This window comes from Leptospira sp. GIMC2001 (assembly GCF_028462125.1).
Taxonomy (GTDB): Bacteria; Spirochaetota; Leptospiria; order Leptospirales; family Leptospiraceae.
In genome coordinates, this window is sequence record NZ_CP115468.1 from 2,454,717 (window position 1) to 2,473,458 (window position 18,742).

At 37.5% G+C, this 18,742-nt stretch carries 21 protein-coding genes; 2 read left to right on the forward strand and 19 right to left on the reverse strand.

The annotated features are described in order from the left end of the window. Positions 1-3 precede the first annotated feature (3 nt). From nuoK to O4O04_RS12905, 17 genes are all read right to left on the reverse strand, one after another. The gene (gene nuoK / locus O4O04_RS12825; protein ID WP_272532141.1) at positions 4-324 is read right to left on the reverse strand and encodes an NADH-quinone oxidoreductase subunit NuoK; all 321 of its coding nucleotides are present in this window, start codon (positions 322-324) and stop codon (positions 4-6) included. After that, complete coding sequence (locus tag O4O04_RS12830) at positions 324-1,010, reverse strand: NADH-quinone oxidoreductase subunit J family protein (protein WP_272532142.1); 687 nt, start codon at positions 1,008-1,010, stop codon at positions 324-326. The genes nuoK and O4O04_RS12830 overlap by 1 nt, the downstream gene beginning before the upstream one ends. A 2-nt stretch (positions 1,011-1,012) precedes the next feature. Further along, positions 1,013-2,083, reverse strand: a complete 1,071-nt coding sequence (nuoH, locus tag O4O04_RS12835; RefSeq protein WP_272532143.1) for an NADH-quinone oxidoreductase subunit NuoH — start codon at positions 2,081-2,083, stop codon at positions 1,013-1,015. Positions 2,084-2,089: 6 nt separating this feature from the next. After that, a complete protein-coding gene (gene nuoF / locus O4O04_RS12840; protein WP_272532144.1) occupies positions 2,090-3,385 on the reverse strand; it encodes an NADH-quinone oxidoreductase subunit NuoF in 1,296 nt (431 codons plus the stop codon). Continuing rightward, positions 3,386-3,877 (reverse strand): NADH-quinone oxidoreductase subunit NuoE family protein, encoded by a 492-nt coding sequence (locus O4O04_RS12845; protein ID WP_272532145.1) that lies wholly within the window; start codon positions 3,875-3,877, stop codon positions 3,386-3,388. A 2-nt stretch (positions 3,878-3,879) separates the two neighbouring features. Beyond that, a complete protein-coding gene (nuoD, locus tag O4O04_RS12850; RefSeq protein ID WP_272532146.1) occupies positions 3,880-5,094 on the reverse strand; it encodes an NADH dehydrogenase (quinone) subunit D in 1,215 nt (404 codons plus the stop codon). A gap of 8 nt (positions 5,095-5,102) precedes the next feature. Continuing rightward, positions 5,103-5,633, reverse strand: a complete 531-nt coding sequence (locus O4O04_RS12855) for an NADH-quinone oxidoreductase subunit C (RefSeq protein ID WP_272532147.1) — start codon at positions 5,631-5,633, stop codon at positions 5,103-5,105. Beyond that, positions 5,630-6,190 (reverse strand): NADH-quinone oxidoreductase subunit B, encoded by a 561-nt coding sequence (locus O4O04_RS12860; protein WP_272532148.1) that lies wholly within the window; start codon positions 6,188-6,190, stop codon positions 5,630-5,632. Before O4O04_RS12860 ends, O4O04_RS12855 begins: the two co-directional genes overlap by 4 nt. Further along, positions 6,181-6,558 (reverse strand): NADH-quinone oxidoreductase subunit A, encoded by a 378-nt coding sequence (locus tag O4O04_RS12865; protein ID WP_272532149.1) that lies wholly within the window; start codon positions 6,556-6,558, stop codon positions 6,181-6,183. The genes O4O04_RS12860 and O4O04_RS12865 overlap by 10 nt, the downstream gene beginning before the upstream one ends. Before the next feature lie 71 nt (positions 6,559-6,629). Continuing rightward, positions 6,630-7,901 carry a replication-associated recombination protein A gene (locus tag O4O04_RS12870; protein ID WP_272536096.1) on the reverse strand — a complete coding sequence of 424 codons (1,272 nt, stop codon included), beginning with the start codon at positions 7,899-7,901 and terminating at the stop codon, positions 6,630-6,632. Next, positions 7,895-8,116: a hypothetical protein gene (locus O4O04_RS12875; RefSeq protein WP_272536097.1), complete on the reverse strand. Its 222-nt coding sequence runs from the start codon at positions 8,114-8,116 to the stop codon at positions 7,895-7,897. The genes O4O04_RS12870 and O4O04_RS12875 overlap by 7 nt, the downstream gene beginning before the upstream one ends. After that, entirely contained in the window at positions 8,116-8,712 is a 597-nt protein-coding gene (locus tag O4O04_RS12880; protein WP_272532150.1) for a YqaA family protein, read from the reverse strand. Before O4O04_RS12880 ends, O4O04_RS12875 begins: the two co-directional genes overlap by 1 nt. A gap of 71 nt (positions 8,713-8,783) precedes the next feature. Continuing rightward, positions 8,784-9,353, reverse strand: a complete 570-nt coding sequence (pth, locus tag O4O04_RS12885) for an aminoacyl-tRNA hydrolase (RefSeq protein WP_272532151.1) — start codon at positions 9,351-9,353, stop codon at positions 8,784-8,786. 3 nt (positions 9,354-9,356) lie between these two features. After that, positions 9,357-10,886, reverse strand: a complete 1,530-nt coding sequence (locus O4O04_RS12890; RefSeq protein ID WP_272532152.1) for an alpha-isopropylmalate synthase regulatory domain-containing protein — start codon at positions 10,884-10,886, stop codon at positions 9,357-9,359. Beyond that, positions 10,883-11,158, reverse strand: a complete 276-nt coding sequence (locus O4O04_RS12895; protein ID WP_272532153.1) for a Smr/MutS family protein — start codon at positions 11,156-11,158, stop codon at positions 10,883-10,885. Before O4O04_RS12895 ends, O4O04_RS12890 begins: the two co-directional genes overlap by 4 nt. Then, positions 11,155-12,213, reverse strand: a complete 1,059-nt coding sequence (locus tag O4O04_RS12900; RefSeq protein WP_272532154.1) for an A/G-specific adenine glycosylase — start codon at positions 12,211-12,213, stop codon at positions 11,155-11,157. The genes O4O04_RS12895 and O4O04_RS12900 overlap by 4 nt, the downstream gene beginning before the upstream one ends. After that, positions 12,197-12,496 (reverse strand): hypothetical protein, encoded by a 300-nt coding sequence (locus O4O04_RS12905; RefSeq protein ID WP_272532155.1) that lies wholly within the window; start codon positions 12,494-12,496, stop codon positions 12,197-12,199. Before O4O04_RS12905 ends, O4O04_RS12900 begins: the two co-directional genes overlap by 17 nt. A 130-nt stretch (positions 12,497-12,626) precedes the next feature. Between O4O04_RS12905 and ispG the strand changes: the two genes are divergently transcribed. After that, on the forward strand, positions 12,627-14,654 hold the full coding sequence (gene ispG, locus O4O04_RS12910; protein ID WP_272532156.1) for a (E)-4-hydroxy-3-methylbut-2-enyl-diphosphate synthase: 2,028 nt from the start codon (positions 12,627-12,629) through the stop codon (positions 14,652-14,654). Between the two features lie 112 nt (positions 14,655-14,766). Next, positions 14,767-15,354, forward strand: a complete 588-nt coding sequence (gene msrB, locus O4O04_RS12915; protein WP_336297481.1) for a peptide-methionine (R)-S-oxide reductase MsrB — start codon at positions 14,767-14,769, stop codon at positions 15,352-15,354. On the opposite strand, the gene O4O04_RS12920 is transcribed toward msrB, so the two are convergent. Both O4O04_RS12920 and O4O04_RS12925 read right to left on the reverse strand, forming a co-directional pair. After that, the gene (locus O4O04_RS12920; protein ID WP_272532157.1) at positions 15,337-17,115 is read right to left on the reverse strand and encodes a hypothetical protein; all 1,779 of its coding nucleotides are present in this window, start codon (positions 17,113-17,115) and stop codon (positions 15,337-15,339) included. The two genes, msrB and O4O04_RS12920, sit on opposite strands and share 18 nt — an antisense overlap. A 65-nt stretch (positions 17,116-17,180) precedes the next feature. After that, the gene (locus tag O4O04_RS12925; protein WP_272532158.1) at positions 17,181-18,473 is read right to left on the reverse strand and encodes an SGNH/GDSL hydrolase family protein; all 1,293 of its coding nucleotides are present in this window, start codon (positions 18,471-18,473) and stop codon (positions 17,181-17,183) included. Positions 18,474-18,742: the final 269 nt, after the last annotated feature.

An 18,742-nucleotide genomic window follows, 5' to 3' on the forward strand; every position in this document is an offset into this window, starting at 1 on the left:
AATTTATCCCCGTAAAAGATTGATCTCATCCACATTGGAAGTTTTTTTATGCCTAAATATTGCGATTACAATTGCTAGTCCAACAGCTGCTTCGGCTGCAGCAAGTGCCATTACAAAAAATACAATCACTTCACCTGTTACCGTTCCTAAAACTTTTGAAAACGCAACGAAAACAATATTAGCTGAATTTAAAATCAATTCCACGCTCATAAAAATTAAAACAGCATTGCGACGAGTTAGAACACCCGCAACACCAATTGAAAAAAGTATTCCAGCTAGAATCAGGAAATGATTGAGCGGTATTCCAGAAATATGTGGATCCATTAAACCCCCTCCTCTTCCTTACGTTTTTTAGCAAGAATTACAGCACCAACTAGAGCAACTAACAATAGAATGGAAATCATCTCAAAAGGAAGCAGATATTCGAGAAAAGTAACCGCCCCAACCGCTGCAACATTTCCTTTAGCCGAAACCACATTTGAATCGGATTGACCTTTGCTCGAAATATTATTTAGTTCCTTTGATAGATTTTCTTTACTGGAAAATTCATTAGGTTGCGAATTAGGATTATTGGTTTGAGAATCATTTTGTCCAAATACATACTCATACTCACCATTTGCATTTACACCTTTTCCGGAAACCTTGGGATACGTAACACCTAAACTTATATTCGCAGCAATGAGAAACAGTAAAATCCCAACTACACCAAATAGACCTAGTTTACGAATCGGATTGTCCCAAAGTTTGGAAATATTTTCTAAACGAAGGGAAAGCAACATCAAAACAAATACCACAAGAACCATGATCGCCCCAGCATAAACTAAAACCTGCATGGTTGCGATAAACACAGCGCCGATTGTTGCATATATTGCAGCGAGTGAAAAGAATGTAAGGACTAGTAATACAGCGGCAGAAATAGGATTCCTGTGAAGAATTACTCCAAGCGCTGATAGAACTGCTGTAGTTGCAAAAAAATAAAAGGAAAAGGTTTGTAAGTTGATCAATTCCATAATTAATTAAAAAGATTCCACCAAGTATCTCGGAAGTACATTATGTACACTGAGGCGAGCAATACATTAAAAAGTGACCAAGGAATAAGTTTTTTCCATCCAATTACCATAAGCTGATCGTATCGAAATCTGGGTAGAGTCCATCGCACCCAAATAAAAAAGAAAGCAAAGAATAGAACCTTGAGAAGAAAAAATCCTACACCCAATAGTGGCTGAAGTTGGGAGCCTTCCAAAATTCCAAAAGGAACATTGTATCCACCAAAGAAAAGAAGACTCGTAACACAACTCATGGTTATCATATTCATGTATTCAGCAAGAAAAAATAGAGCGAATTTAAAAGCTCCATATTCTGTATGAAAACCAACGACCAGTTCTGATTCAGCTTCTGCTAAATCAAAAGGCAATCGATTGGTCTCAGCGAAAATCGCAGTGAGAAATATAAAAAAACCGATAAAGCCCGCAGGAGTAAATATATTCCACATTCCTTTCTGCATATCATTGATATCTGTCAATCGAAGAGATCCAGACATAACAACTATGGCAACAATGGATAGGCCAAGGGGAAGTTCATAGCTGATCATCTGAGCTGTTGCTCGAATCCCACCTAACAAGGAATATTTATTATTGCTTGACCAACCTGCAATCATGATTCCATATACTGCAAGTCCAGATATAGCCATCAAAACCAAAATTCCCGTATCAGGATTAGCAACCAATAGATCAATAGAAGTCAGCCCGAGAAATTCCTGCATAAATTCTGGAATAAAAATTGTTCCACCCAAAGGAACAACAGACCAAGCAAGGATCGCACAAGTCATAGAAATCGCAGGTGCAACCAAATACATAGTTTTAGAGACATTTGCAGGTATGATTTCTTCTTTTGCCAAGAATTTAATTCCATCAGCCAGAGGTTGAAAAAGCCCCAAAGGACCTGCGCGGTTGGGGCCAGGTCTGTCTTGAATGAAGCCTGCAAATTTACGCTCAGCCAAAGTGTAATATGCACATCCCGTGAGTATAATAATAAAAAAAGAAACTGACTTAAGTAACCAAACAAGAATTAGATTCAATTCCATAGTGCTTCAGGCTGGAACGCCAGCTTCCTCCTGATTGGTTAGTGAATCCTCAATCTGCTTAAATCTAGACGTGAACTCCGACGTGAATTTCTGAATCGTTGGACGAACCGCCATAACACAAGCATCCGCTAGCGGACAAATTGTTGTTCCACCTTCCATATTCCGTGAGAGTGAAAGTATAAGATCTAATTCCTTCTGACTACCTTTCCCTTTACGAATTTTGCCGAGTAGATCTTTTACCCAATGAGTTCCTTCTCTACAGGGAGTACACTGCCCACAAGATTCATGAGCATAAAAAGATGCAAGTCTATAGGTCGTCTCAACCAGATCAGCGTCTTCACTGAGGACAATTACTGCACCGCTACCCAACATACTCTTAAGAGATGCAATCGATTCAAAATCCATTGTAGCAGTTCCAGCTTCTTCAGCTGTTAGGATAGGCGCCGAAGATCCTCCTGGAATCACGGCCTTTAGCTTCTTTCCATCCTTCATCCCTTGGCATTGCACATTGATCAATTCAAGCAACGGTGTTCCCAGTTCAATTTCATATACACCAGGTCGATTCACCTGTCCACTAACAGAAAATACACGTGTTCCTGGAGATTTTTCCGTTCCAATTTTCTTGTATTCGGCTCCGCCCATATTGATAATGTGAGGAATGTTACAAAGAGTCTCAACATTATTGACAACAGTCGGACAATTATAAAGACCTGAAATAGCAGGAAAAGGAGGTTTCAATCTTGGATGACCTCTCCTTCCTTCGAGTGAATTGATAAGAGCAGATTCTTCTCCACAGATATATGCACCAGCTCCAGCATATACAGCGAGATCTAAATCAAATCCTAGTCCGAGAATATTCTTACCAAGCAATCCTGCAGCATAAGCCTCATCGACAGCTTTGCTCACTATATCAATTCCTTTATTGAACTCTCCTCGAATATAAATATATGCTTGGTGGCAATCGATTGCTTTTGCAGCGATCACCATTCCTTCGATGAGCATATGAGGAAGATTCTCTAAAAGTTTTCTGTCCTTGAATGTGCCAGGCTCGCCCTCGTCACCATTGCAGATCAAGTATTTTGGCTTATCCGTCTTTGGAATAAAAGACCATTTCATACCTGTCGGAAATCCAGCTCCACCACGACCTCGCAATCCGGATTCTTTTACAGTATTTGTAATCTCATCGGATGCCATTGACAGTGCTTTACGAATTGCTTCGTATCCACCAACTGATTTATAATGCTCTAGAGTATGCGAGGTTGGATCATCGATGTATTTTGTTAGTAGTAGTCTCTCTGCCATTTAATGTACCTCCGCTCGCAATGCTGCAATCAATCCATCGATATCTTCTGCTCTCAGATTCTCATGATAACGATCATTGATCTGCACAACAGGACCAAAACCGCACGCACCTAAGCATTGAACTTCATCAACTGTATACATTTTGTCAGTTGAAGTATCCCCTTTTTGGATTCCCAATTTATCACAGAAACCTTTTGTAATTGAATCAGAACCAGCTAAATAACAAGAAATATTAGAACAAATCTGAATATGAAACTTACCAACAGGCTTCTTATTGTACATTGTATAAAATGTAGCAACACCATAGACTTGAGCCAAAGATATTGGATCTCCGATTCTTTCTGCAATGTATTCCATACCTTCTTTGTCCACATACCCTATATCTCTTTGAACAAAATACAAACATGGCAATATCAAGGAACGCTTATCTGGAAATTGCCCTTTGATTTTATTAAAGGTTGCTTCGTTATGTGAAGAGAATTGATAAGCCATAATCAACAATCAAGCTCCCCAGCAATAACATTCAGTGAACTCATAGTTGCAACAGAATCCGCAAGCAATCCTCCCCGAATTAAATCCGGAAAAGACTGATAGTACCAAAAGCAAGGTCTGCGAACATGAACTCTCCAAGGAGTCTTCTCACCTTGTGACACGATATAAAAACCCAATTCCCCATTTGCAGCTTCAGTCGCAAAATAATGTTCGCCTGCTGGAACTTTGATTCCATGCATGATAATTTTAAAATGATAGATCAGCTCTTCCATATTATTGTACACTCTGTTCTTTTCTGGAAGGAAAATATTCGGCATATCTGCATGGTAGGCACCCGATGGAAATTTGTTGATTAACTGCTCAACGATACGAATGGATTGTTCCATTTCCTCCATTCTAACAAGTGTTCTATGGAGAACAGATCCGTCTTCACCGACAGGTATATCAAAATCTACGCGATCATAGAACATGTACGGCTTGTCTTTTCTTACATCCCAATCCACACCAGTAGCACGAAGATTGGGTCCTGTATAACCATAAGAGATTGCATCTTCTTGGCTTATCCCGCCAATTCCAGCAGTTCTTTCATTGAAAATCTTATTTCGAATCAGTAGAGTATTGAATTCTTTGAGAGCTGGTCTTAGCATTTTGCAAAGCAGCTTCACTTCTGCCTCAAATTCTGGATAGATATCTCTCTCCATACCACCCACACGACAAAATGTTGTGGTAAGCCTTGCGCCTGTTAATTTCTCAAGAATCTGATAGATATTTTCTCTCTGGTGGAATAGATGAAGAAAGCCAGAAAAAGCTCCAATATCTACACCTAGAATTCCCACGCAAACGATATGGTCCATAATCCGTGACAACTCAGCGATGATCATTCGCACATAGGTTACACGATCAGGAACTTCAATCTTCATCAATGATTCTACAGCAAGTATCCATCCGATATTGTTCATAGGCGTGGACACATAATTCATACGATCTGTGCAAACTAGAAATTGATTGTAATCATATCTTTCGCCTAACTTCTCAAAGCAGCGATGTACGTAACCGATGACGGACTCGGAATCAACGATACGCTCACCATCTAGCTGAATCACATTTTGAAGAATTCCATGAGTTGCAGGATGTGATGGACCTAAGTTAACTAGAATATGTCCTTCAGGCAATTTTTTGAATTTGGATTCAAAATGAGCTTGTGTCTTTTCATACATGACCATGCTTAAATGCCCTCCGTGATATCTTCTTTGGTATGGATTTCTAATAGATTCTCGATCAAGTAGTCTTGACCTGGACCTTCCAAAGGATAGTCCTTACGAAGAGGGTAACCCACAAAATTGTCAGGCAATAAAATTCTCTCCATATACGGATGATTCAGAAATTCAATGCCGAACAAATCATAGACTTCTCGTTCAGGCCAATTTGCTCCTTTGAAAATAGATGTGATCGACGGAACGGAATCCCCTTCTTCTACAGGAACTCGCAATTGAATCTGAAAATGTTGATTCTTGGGAGATTTCAATAAATAAAGAACTTCAAAGCGAGTGGAAATATTCGTTCCTAGCCAATCAACAGCTGTTAAGTCATTTAAAAATTGAAAAGCCAAAGTTTTGTGCTCTTTCAGTGCTTGGATAATGGGCACTATTCCCTCAGGCTTGATATAGAAATGAGGAATATTGGAATTTTTCTTATCCTGATCGATCAGAAAATGAGAAAAAGACTTTTGTAAGAATTCTTCGACTTGCTCTATCATCGAACCACCAAAGGTTTGTTTCGCAGATTGATTTCTTGAATCTTTTGCATGACTTCTTGCCTTCGGGCTTCAATGCCTTGTGTCTTTACTTTTTCTTGCAACTTGATGACGGCATCAAGAATGGCTTCCGGTCTAGGCGGGCATCCTGGTACATAAACATCCACAGGTAAAATTCGATCAATTCCTTGTAAAACTCCGTAGGTATGAAACATTCCACCGGACGATGCGCATGCACCAACGCTCACAACAAATTTGGGTTCAGCCATCTGTTCATAAATTTCACGAAGAACCGGTGCCATCTTATAAGTGATCGTTCCTAATACCAAAATCATATCAGCTTGTCTTGGGGAAAAGGATGGACGTTCTGCACCAAACCTTGCTATATCATTATCAGAACAAGACACTCCCATATATTCAACACCACAACATGCTGTCGCAAAAGGATACGGCCAGAGTGAATACGATTGTCCCCACTGAACAACAGAGTCTATGCTTGCAACTTGAACCATGTCTCCTAGCATTTCGCCAGGTCTAGTGAGTAAATCTTTCAATCCCATTCCAAGGCTCCCTTCTTCCAAACATAGTAGAGTCCAACGATCAACACAGCAAGAAATACAATCATTTCAAGAAATAAAAAAGTTCCAAGTCCTGCCTGCTTAAATGATATCAAATTCACAGCCCAAGGAAATAAAAAAACAGCTTCTATATCAAATAGAATAAACAAGACCGCAACCATATAAAATTTTATATTAAAAAGGCTTCTGGCATCACCGTAATATTCCACTCCACATTCGAAAGTGTCTGCTGGTTTGCTAGATTTGCGTGGGTTGAGTATGAAAGCCAAGACAAGTATAATGGCTGAAAATCCTATGCCAAGAAGGAGTTGGATTGCGATTGGTGCAAAGGTTTCCGGTGCGGTTCCCATAGTGACGAGCTATCTCTAGAGTCTCCCCTCTTAGACATAAGTCAAGAGAGAATTTATAAATTTTTAGGATTTTAGTCGTATTTCTTCCAATTGAGTTTTTGCCAGAGATTCTTTAGATGGTTTTTTAGATTTTTATCCATTCCAGATTCAGTTGGAAAATAAAATTGAGGCGGAGACTCACGTAAGTTATCGGGGAAATAAAATTCTTCCACAAAACCCCTTGGATCGTTGTGCGGATATTTATAGTTCGCCCCAGCTCCTTCCTTTTTATGAATAGATGTGGGTGCATTTCGTAAATGATTCGGTATTATCATTGTGGAAATTTTTTCTGTTATATAAGACTTCGCTCTATTGTATGCAAGATAACTTGCATTTGATTTAGGACATGATGCAAGAAAAGTTGTAACTTGAGCTAAGGATATTCCTGCTTCCGGCATTCCAATTCGTTCTGTAACAGTAAGGCAGGCTACTGCAAGAGGAAGTGCATGAACAGATGCATTGCCAATATCTTCTGAGGCAAATACCACAAGTCTTCTTGCAATAAAGACTGGATCCTCGCCACTCTCTAGCATATATGTCATATATAAAATTGCTGCATCTGGATCGCTCCCTCTGAGCGATTTGATAAATGCGGATATTAGATCATAATGATTTTCTTTATTCTTATCGTAGGCGAGAACTCTTGAATCTAGATAGGATCGAACCTGCTCCGTCTCAATGGACTCATCAGCTGAGCTAAGAGAGATTATTGCTTCGAGAGTAGTCAGTAATTTTCTTGCATCCATAGCGGATGAATGTATCAAAAGTTGTTTAGCTTCCTCTTTTAATGATCGTCCCTCACCATACTTCTCTAATGCTTTATCAAGAAGCTCTGATAATGAATCTTCAGAAAGTGGATCTAAGCGAAAAACTTGCAATCTTGATAATAAAGGTCTATTGATTCGAAATCCAGGATTCTCAGTTGTTGCACCAATCAAAATAATTTTGCCAGTCTCAACTGCCTCAAGTAAGCTATCTTGCTGTGATGAGCTAAACCTATGAATCTCATCTAGGAAAAGTGCAATCGTTCCCAATTTTTCTGCTTCTTGGAAAACATCTCGAACATCTTTTACACCAGCACTCACAGCACTTAGTGAACGCGTTTGGAGTCCCCATACTCTGGAAAGAATATTAGCAAGTGTCGTTTTGCCACTTCCGGGCGGTCCGTAGAAAAGAATCGAAACCGGTTTAGATAAACGCATAAGATCTCGCACAACTCTAGATTGACCTAGCACCAAATCAAAGTTCTCTGGTCGTAATTTATGAGCTAACGGAATGTATTGACTAGAAAAAAGATTCACGATTGCCCGAGCCTTTTCTTGATTGTTTGCAAAGCATTGTAAATCGTTTCGTTGCATGGATCGCAACCGCTATGGCAACAAACTAAAGATTGTTCTGGAATCTCGCCCGAGAGATATCGCTTGACATAAGGGAGAATTCGCATGGGCAAATCATAGAGATCTAGAACTTCTGCTATCGTCTCATCTAAGCTTTTTGGAAATAAGTATCCGTCTTCAATCACAACCATCCCCATAACATGGCATAAAAATAAACTGTCATTCTTAAAATTCGAAAAAGCGAACCGCCAAAAAAATAATAGAATTTCATACGAAAAGATCCAACAGTATAAGCCATCCATGAATAAGGAACTGGAGTCATCGCAGACAATACGACTGCCCAAAATCCATATCTTCGGATCATAGGAACCAATTTATCTTCGTATTTTAATATAAGCCTTCTGCCTAAAGAAAAACGTGGAATTAAGTATCGACCGACACAATAGGAAATCGACCCGCCTATTATGGATCCAAGCGAGCAGGTAAAAATTACCCATATCGGATCCATTTCTGCAGCTATTGAAAGAATCAAAAATGCATCAGGAGGAACAAAAGCGGGAAGTGAATCACTAATCAACATTCCAAAGAAAAGACCTGGATAGCCAATCTTTTGTATCACCCATTCAGATACGGTAACAAGTTCTTGCCTTGCATAGATCCCAAACAACACAACTGTAGTGACCAAGATAAAAACTGTGAACGCGGTTTGTGCAAATAAACGAACTAAACTTTCTTGCGAAGAGTCCGCTTCGCTATTTGAAGTCAGATTCTCACTCATCTATATTCACTCTTTTTAACCAATTGAAAGTTAACTGCTTCCGCATTTGTCATATATCCATATCATCTAAATTAAGAGAGATCATTCTTATTTAAAACTTTGATTCGTTCTTTGATCCATTCATCAATTCGTTTGCAGGATTCATCTAATAGAGCTGGCAATTTCTCGTTTTCTTCGGAGCTAAAATTCTGTAAAACAAAATCAGCAACAGCAAAACCTGGATGTATTGGTTTACCTACTCCAAATCTCAGTCTGTGAAATCCGTTATCCCCTAACCTTTCAACGATATCACCGAGACCATTGTGACCTGCCGTTCCACCGCCAATTTTGTTTTTGATTTTTTCGAAAGGAATATCAATCTCATCGTGAATGATCAGAATTTGAGAAACAGGAATTTTATATAACTTTGCAATTCGAGCAACTTCCTTGCCAGAAAGATTCATATATTCTTGAGGCTTAGCAAAATGAATTGTGATCTGGGAATCATTTAATTTCGCATAGACGGAATTTTTGTCCTTGCTCCAAGTTGCTCCTTTTTTGGAAAGATAGGAATCCAATACGATAAATCCAATATTGTGACGAGTTTTTTCGTATCGGGTAGTCGGATTGCCCAATCCTGCAATAAGAAAATGATTGATCATATATTAAGCAAGGATGAGGTTCATCATTTTTTCGGTAGCTTTCATTGCTGCAATTTGCTGGTCGGAATCGACTCCAATTGTCCGAAGTGGAATCGGATCATCGGATTTCTTCCAAGTGATGACAGTCTCAACTAAGGCATTGGTCATTCCACCAGGAGGAATTCGCACTTCATAATCCTCTAATGCAGGCAAAGTGATTGAAAGTGAATCTGTGATTTCTCTTAGAGCTGTCATAAAAGCATCGTAGCCTCCATCACCCTTCCCATTAGCAGAAAAATCTTGCCCCTTGTAATTTACAGTAATCTCTGCTGAAGGTTTTATGCCAACACCTGATTCAACTTTTGCTCGAGTAATCTTGAATACAATATTTTCTGCGTTGCCTGAGAGATCAGCAATGATAAAAGGAAGATCTTCTGGTGTCACAGTTTTATTTTGATCACCTAACTCAATGATACGATCTAGTACAGCTTTTTCCATTTCTTGAGACAGAACCAAGCCGAGTCTCTTGAGATTCTCTGATAGACTCGCTTTTCCAGCAAGCTTGCCTAAAGCATAACTCCTGAAGCGACCAAATCGTTCGGGTAGAATAGGATTTGCGTATAGATTTCCTTTTTTGTCACCGTCAGCATGAATGCCCGCAGTTTGCGTGAATACATCTTCTCCAACAATCGGGCGATTGGCAGATATCCGCTTGCCACTGAAAACTTCAACGAGCCTGCTTGCGTTGGTGATTTCTTTTTCTACAATGCTTGTTCGAGCATCCAATTTATCATGAAGAGCTGTAATAACGGCTTCGAGCGGTGAATTGCCAGCCCTTTCACCAAGTCCATTCACGGATACATGGATTCCTTTTGCACCGGAACGAACAGCTTCTAAGCAATTGGCAACTGCTAGATCATAATCATTGTGCCCATGAAATTCCAAATGCAGGTCGGGATATTTCTGTAGAATCATATCAATTCCCGCATGCGTCTCGTAAGGTGACAAAACTCCCAGAGTATCTGGTAAAAATAAATACTGAATCGGTTCTGATCTGAGATATTCAACTAGCTGCATTACATATTCGGGGCTATTGCGAAACCCATTGGACCAATCTTCTAGATATACGTTGACTTTTATATTTTCTTTTTTGGCTCTATGGATCACTTCTCCTATATCAGAAAAATGTTCTTTTGGAGTTTTGCGGAGCTGTTTTTCTAAATGATTGAGCGATCCTTTTGTCAATAGATTCAATGTCTTGACGCCCGTCTCATTCATCCATTCGATTGTTCTTGTTCCATCCACAAATCCTAATATTTCAATTCGATCTATTAGATTTTCCGATTTTGCCCAAGAAATAATTTTTTGAACTGTTGTAGTTTCGCCCTTGGATGTGCGAGCAGAAGCAATCTCCACTCGATTCACATTTAAGCTTTGCAGTAAAAATTTGGCAATATTCAACTTTTCTTCAGAAGAAAAGCTTACTCCTTGCGTTTGTTCCCCATCTCTTAGGGTCACATCCAATATCTGAATTTTATCTTGTTTATTAATCATCTTAAATACTTTCGTAGCCTATCACTCGATGGCGCCAAAATCTCGACTAGTGTGACACCAGGATTCGTGCGGATCATTTCGGGTCTTGCTACTAATTTCAGGAAATCTTGAGAGCTTACATAGTCAATAGTCATTTTTTTTAGAATTCCTTCACCAATCCCATGAACTACTTCCACATAGGTCTCGCCCTCGACAAAAGCAGTTTGGAATTCGCGATCTAATTTCTGGTAGGCTTCATCGTAATGCAGTTTTCGAATATAGATTTCTCTCATGACGGAAACAGTCCTCCCCATGCAGAGAAATTCATCATTTTTTTAGAGATGGATGATGGAAAATCCCGTTCAAGATTCTCGTAGTCGGTGAATTTCTCGGAGCCTCCGTGCAAAATAGCTCGATGAAAATCCAAATCTTTTATGCATCGATGTAAATGAATTTGAATCTTGTGATGAGTAATGGAATGGGAACAAGTTCCAGGAATGGGCTCAGTTCCTAATTCAGCTATCAGTTCCTGAATATAAGCTGGAGTTTTGTATTCTGTTGGAAGATTCATTTCTGAATCCTGAGGCTCGATCCTAAATGGAAGTGCATACATATCCTTAAAGAATCTTCTTGATCGATCTTTCACCAATAGAAATCGACCTTGCCTTCGAATAATATAAAAATGCATTTGGATCGCTAACTTTTCTCTATCTTTCTTAGCCGGTGGATAGAGTGCGATTGTGTTTGTAATTTTGGCCTTGCAATGCTCGGCAATAGGACAGATTGCACAGTTTGGATTGGGACTGCAAACCATGGAACCCAATTCCATCATAGCTTGATTGTGGTCTCCAGGATTGGATCGATTCAGGAATTGGTCAGCATAGTCCTGCCATTTTTTCTCATCAGATTCTGTGAACAATCTGGATATGACTCTTTTTACATTGCCGTCCAGAACAGCATAAGACTTGTTATATGCCATTGATAGAACTGCTCTTGCTGTATAGGGTCCAACTCCTGGAATTTCAAGTGCGTCTTCCAAATGATCCGGAAACCTTCCATTATAATTGCTCATAACAAACATACAAGCTTTGCGCAAATTTCTTGCACGAGAATAGTAGCCGAGCCCTCTCCAATTTGCCATTACTTCTTCTTCAGAGGCTTGAGAAAGGGATTCCATATCAGGGAATCTTAAAAGAAATTGATTGTAGATAGGTAACATGGCAGACACTCTCGTCTGCTGTAGCATGACTTCAGAGACCCAGATTCTATAAGCGGTGGGTTTATTCCGAAAAGGTAGATCTCGTTTGTTTTTATGAAACCAGAATAGTAGTTTATCCTGCGGACTCAATTGTCTGGAATTCCTTAGACACATCCATAATAGAGTATCTGAGGAAAGTATTACAGGTAGCCTCTTCCGTGTAACGTACTAAATCATAGTCAAGTCTAGGAGACCGAAAAAAATTGGAATGAAGTAGTCTTTCGGAAATTTCTTTCTTGATATGTCCACGAGCTTCTGTTCTTCGATTGTAGAGATTAGGAACCAACAACTCGCTTTTATAAGAAAGGATTCCTTCACGATAAATGGCAACAGTGATAAGTATTTTGTATTTTTTTTCGGCTGAGTTTTCCATAGTTTCTCTGGTTAATATCTAAAACAATTATCGACCAATGAACTGTCTAATTTTAAAGAACTGAGAGATTAATGTTATCAAAAAAGTTTGCCAGTATGATGACTTTTTTGGATTCTGAGCTAAAGTCCTTATGAAGTCTAAATACAACGAATCCCCATTCTTCTACAAAAGAAGACTTACAAGAGAAGTAAAAGTCGGTGGCATAGGAATTGGTGGCAACAATCCGATTCGTATTCAATCCATGGTAAATACTGACACAAAAGATGTGCAAGCGACGATTGCACAAATACGCGAGCTACAAGAAGCTGGATCTGAATTGGTGAGACTGACTGTTCCAACGAGCCAAGATTCAGATGCGCTAGTAAAAATTCGCGAGCAAATGAAAAGGGATAAAATCACTGTTCCTTTAGTTGCAGATATACATTTCACTCCATCCATTGCGATGAAAGCAGTGGAGTTTGTTGAGAAAATTCGAATCAATCCTGGAAACTTTGCAGATAAAAAGAAATTTGCTATAATCGAATATACTGATAAAGAATACAATTTAGAATTAGAGAGAATCTCCGATGTATTTTTGCCACTTGTAAAAAGAGCACAAGAATTGGGAGTTGCTATGAGAATTGGAACGAATCATGGTTCTCTTTCTGATAGAATCATGAATCGATATGGTGATTCACCTGAAGGCATGGTTGAATCTTCTTTGGAATTTATACGAATTGCTGAGAGTATCGGCTACAAAGATATTATTGTATCCATGAAAGCATCCAATACACAAATCATGATTCAGGCTTATCGTATGCTTGTTGCAAGATTTTATGAATTGGGAATGGACTACCCCTTGCATCTTGGTGTTACGGAAGCGGGTGATGGAAAAGATGGACGTATCAAATCAGCTATAGGAATTGGAAGTCTATTGGATGATGGGCTTGGAGATACAATTCGTGTATCTCTCACAGAAGATCCTGTTTTAGAAATTCCTGTAGCGAGAAAAATTGCAGAGAAATATAACGTATTCAATTCGAGAAATATTGAATCCAATTCTAACAAAAAAAAGGCGGACAACTTTTTCGAATTTAAAGAATTCCGAAATCCACTTCAATATTCAAGATTCTATTCTAAAGAAATTGAGCTGGGAAATCTCAAGATTGGAGACAACCATCCGATTCGCATCGAAGCTCATTTGGATTCAGTTCCACAGAATCCCACGCAAATCATTGGTGACCTAATCCAAGCTGGATTGTCTACTTCCACATCACCAGAATCCATACATTTTCCCATTAGAACCGATGCTGAACTCGATTGGATTATTGGGGCAAAGAAATTGGGAAGCATTCCGATTCCTGTTTCTTTCATGCTTCAAAGCGAGATGGCATCACAGTTCTACGATAGAATATCGGACTTGCTATTGTTAGAAAAATGGGTAACATACTTTCCCTATTTTGCCAACGAAGAAGACGAGCAGAGTTTTATGGGAGCTCTCTCTTCCTATCACAACAATGGAGGAGTCGTTGAATGGGTTATCCGTTCCAATGAATTCAATCGCTTAGAAGAACTCATTCAAAAAATTGCTAAATATTCTCTAAAAAATTCTTCTTTCAGCTTACAATGTGATGACTATGTTCATGACTATCGAAAATTTGCAAGTTTACTCTCACACCATGACTATCCGATTGTACTGAGCGGAAGTTTTGAGGACTATGATGATGCCTTGTACAAAACATCCATTGGTATGGGCGGTTTGCTCATTGATGGAATCGGTGATATGATTCGTATATCTTATCCTGGAGAAGTCTCTGAGCAATTGAGCCTTGGATTTGATTTACTTCAAGGATGCAGGCTTCGCCTCACAAAAACTGAATATATATCATGCCCATCATGCGGCAGAACACAATTCGATCTGCAAGATACAACGGCACGAATCAAAAAAAGAACCATTCATCTCAAAGGTGTCAAGATCGCAGTCATGGGATGTATCGTCAACGGTCCAGGTGAAATGGCTGACGCAGATTTTGGCTACGTTGGAGCGGCACCAGGGAAAGTACATTTGTATCGTGGTAAAGAAATTATCATGAAAAATGTACCCTCCGCCATTGCTGATGAGAAACTCATCGAACTCATCAAAGAAAGTGGAATGTGGGTCGAAGCAAGCGAGGTATAAAACCAATCAATTTCTTATTTTCAAAACTTTCCATATGTTTGTTCTGAGTCTAACTTATATGAAAAATTTTAATTCTCGAATTATTCGCAATGGAACTCAATTCATAAGAAGTATGAATCTACAAATTTTTTCTAAAAAATACAAAATCATCTTAATACTACTCGTTATCTTACCTTTCGTTTTTTTGGTAAATCCTGTTAAATCCAATGATCTGGATAAAATTCCCGACTCAGGAATCAAATGGAATCCACCCAAAAATTGGAAAAAACCAGATCCAAAATCAATAGAGAAAAAACTAAACAAGATTCAATTCAATGTTACTCAGCAGGATGGTACGGAACGTCCTTTTCAAAATGAATATTGGGACAATAAAAAAGAAGGGATCTATGTTGATATAATTTCTGGTGAACCACTATTTAGCTCAAAAGATAAATTTGATTCAGGGACAGGATGGCCATCTTTTACAAAACCAATCTCCAAAGATTTGATCGTAATAAAAAAAGATTCCTCATACGGGATGGTGAGAACCGAAGCAAGATCGAAGTATGGTGACTCTCACCTTGGTCATATTTTTGATGATGGTCCGGCACCGACTGGTTTAAGATTTTGTATGAATTCCGCTTCACTTAGGTTTATTCCGAAGGAAAAATTAAAAGAAGAAGGTTATGGAGATTTTTTGAAATTATTTCTTACGAAATAACCAAAGTTCACCTGATAAATGTAAATTGGTTTTATCGATTGGTTCGCCAAATCTTTTTTTAAATACTTCTTTGCATTTATCATCTAAAATATCGGAATATAGATTTATTCCTGCAAAATCATAAGAATTGTAGAAACTCAAAAATTGATTCCATTCTTGATCATTCCAACAGCGAGACTGTTTTGGGAAAAATGGATCGGATTGCGAATCCATTAGAAAAAGTTTATCCCAACCTTTAGAAAGGAAAATATCTTTTTGTGTTTGGTGCATGCGTCCGAAATACTGACCAATTGACTTTTTATGATGAAATTGTCTTAAGGAATACTGATTTCCTGTATTAGAAAAATAAGGACAGAGCCTCTCATCACCGTCAGCACCAAATATACAAAAAGGCCAATCTAGAATTGCCTCTCCAGGTAGGTTCTTTATACTATTAAAATATTCTAAATTATCATTTGAAAGTTTAATCTCAGTATTATTCTTGTGAGAATAAACAGTTCTAACTTCCCATATCAGAAAGATCAGGAAAGCAATAACCAAGACTTTTTTCCATTTCGTTAAGAAAAAATTCTCAAAATGTACAAAAGCACCAAACATTCCAAAAATAATGGAAATTGCAAAACTAGATCGTCCAGATACTCGAAAATAATTAAACCAAGGTAATTTAGTAAGATAGGGAAATTCGGATGGATGATAGGATAGAAGTATACAAGCGAGTAACAATAATGGTAGGATTGCAAATAATCTTCTATTAATATGAAATAAACAATAAAACAACGAAAATAAAATTAGAGAACTCAGAGTAAAAACTCCAATACTATCCGAAGAATCTCCAATCATTAAATGGTATTTTAGATCTAAAATATTCAATTTTGGTATTATAGGAATCAACAATCTAATAGGGTTACTCCACCAAAAGGCTTGTAAGAAGCCTTCCTTACTAAAATCCATAATGGAAAAATATATTTTCATAAAAATCGGAAGATAGTATGTAGTAAAAACTAAAAGGGAAAAAAGGAAAATACTGACGACCAACCATTTTGGTTTAAGGAAAATGTTAATTTTCTTAGTATTAAAAATCGAGTAAGAAACTATAACGAGTCCATGAATTAAAATCGATAATACTCCGATGCTAGTTACATAGGTTAAATCTTCACCAAAGCTAAAAAACAAGAATGCAATTCTTAATAGAAAATAATTTATATTGATTTCCTGATCAACTATTAGCTTATAAATAATCAGAAAATCTAAAACAAGAGAGAGGCCTGTCCAATGATGAATCGTGAAACCATAGTGATATGGGTATTTTAATATTGAATAATAGCCGAGAAAACTTCCAGCAAGAGCTGGAACCATTGATTGCGTCAAAGAAAAATGCTTTTGAAGTAAAAAGTAAATTCCCCAAAAGCTAAAAGAAATTGAAAGAAAAGCATAAATTTTCAGGAATCCGCTGTGACCGATCCATGTATAAATTAAATAATTAAAAAAATCTTTTTCCAATCCCCAAGATTGGAAAGCTTGAACTGTTCCGAATGGAAAAAAGGATTCATTGTTATTTAGATCAACATCAAAATACAATCCGTTAAAACTCAAATACTTAGAAAAATAGTAAGCATTATAGCTCCAGTGAACTGTATCTGCATAACCAAATATTACACCCGAAAAAGCTCCAATTATTTTGGAAATAATCAAAAAAGACAGAATAAAATATATTATAAAAACGAATCTATGCTTGAGTAGTAGTGATTTTAAATTGTCCATATTCTCAGTTTTTTTTACTTCACCAAAAATTCAGCTTATTTAAAATAAATCTTTTCATAATTAAATTATTTTAGATTCTTCAATTCATTCAATAAAAATGGAGATATTGCATCTGCCGCAACTCGATTACCTGCAGCGTTCCAGTGAAGATCAAAGTCCCAAGTCAAAGTTTTTCCCGAATTTGTAGCTAGTCGTAAGGAATCCGTTAGGGTTAGAAATGGGATTCCATTTTCTATGGAATACTCAATCAATCTCTTCTCTAACTCTGATTCTTGTTGAAGCCATTTTGAATCCACGAGATAGCCTAACCTTTCATTCAATTTTTGTTTTAAAGGTGAAAATTGCAATTCACTACTAACATAAACAAGTATAAATCTTTGATTGGACGATTCCGTTGCTATTTTCAGTTTGGAGATTTCTTGAATCATGGTATTATATCCATTTAAAGCTTGCTCATTCAATTCCAACGAATCCTTAAAATAACTAGGTTCAGTCAATCCGTAAAGAACATGCCAAGAATTATAATCTCCGATTGCTGCCGAATGCAACATATCTGAACCTAATCGGTCTTTCCAGTCATCAAAAGATTCACTTGATATGTCTAAAGATTTCGCTACAACTTGTGCTGAAGAAATAAATTCTTGATATTTAATATCAGCTTCTTCTTTAGTAAGTTGAGGCCTTTTATATTTAGATAAATTTTGGCTTTGAAGATTTGAATCGTTTAATACTTGAATTGAGTTTGCATCAGCTTGTAAATTTGAACTCTGCATCATCATAAAAATTCGAATTCCATATTCCAGTGAATTGGGAAAAATCAAATTCAGAATTCTGAGCCAGAAATTATGACTAATAATAAATTCGCGAGTCTTTCTAGAAAGTTGATTCTCACCTGAATCAAAAACGTCATTTGTGTATATACAAAATACAACAACATCTGGAGAAATAATTGGGTTCAAGTATTCATACATCAACCTGGATTGAAGCGGACTATTACCAATAATTCCAGCATTTATAAATTCAAAATCTTTTCCTAACTTTCTGAATTTTTCTGATACCAAGGAAACCATGGTTTGTTCTTTCTTAACACCAACTCCATGAACGAATGAATCACCAATAAAAAGAACACGCGTCTTAGATTTTTCACTTAATTCTTCATTCCGAATACCCAAAGAATTTGTCTCAGATAAATAGATAAAATCTGAAGAAAAAGATATCGTTTTTGTATTGGCTGGGTAAGTACTAACTTTAGAAAAATTTTGAGATTTTAAAATGTAAAATCCAACATAATCCAGCATTCGGAAAGCACAGAAAACCAAGAGAAACAAAACGATGTAAAAAAATAATTTCCTAAGCATGGCAGTTCAATAATTTATTAATCGTGATTTTTCGCAACTCTAATTGGATATTAGTTGCTTTGGAATTTGATGGAAATTCGTAAAATATCTGAACAATTAGTTCGTTTCAGAACAAAACTTCTGAAGTAAATTTTGATTCAATCTAAGGAATTTTATTTAAGGAAACACCTATTATCCAACCGTATATGAATATCACTCACTCACTCACTCACTCACTCACTCACTCACTCACTCACTCACTCACTCACTCACTCACTCACTCACTCACT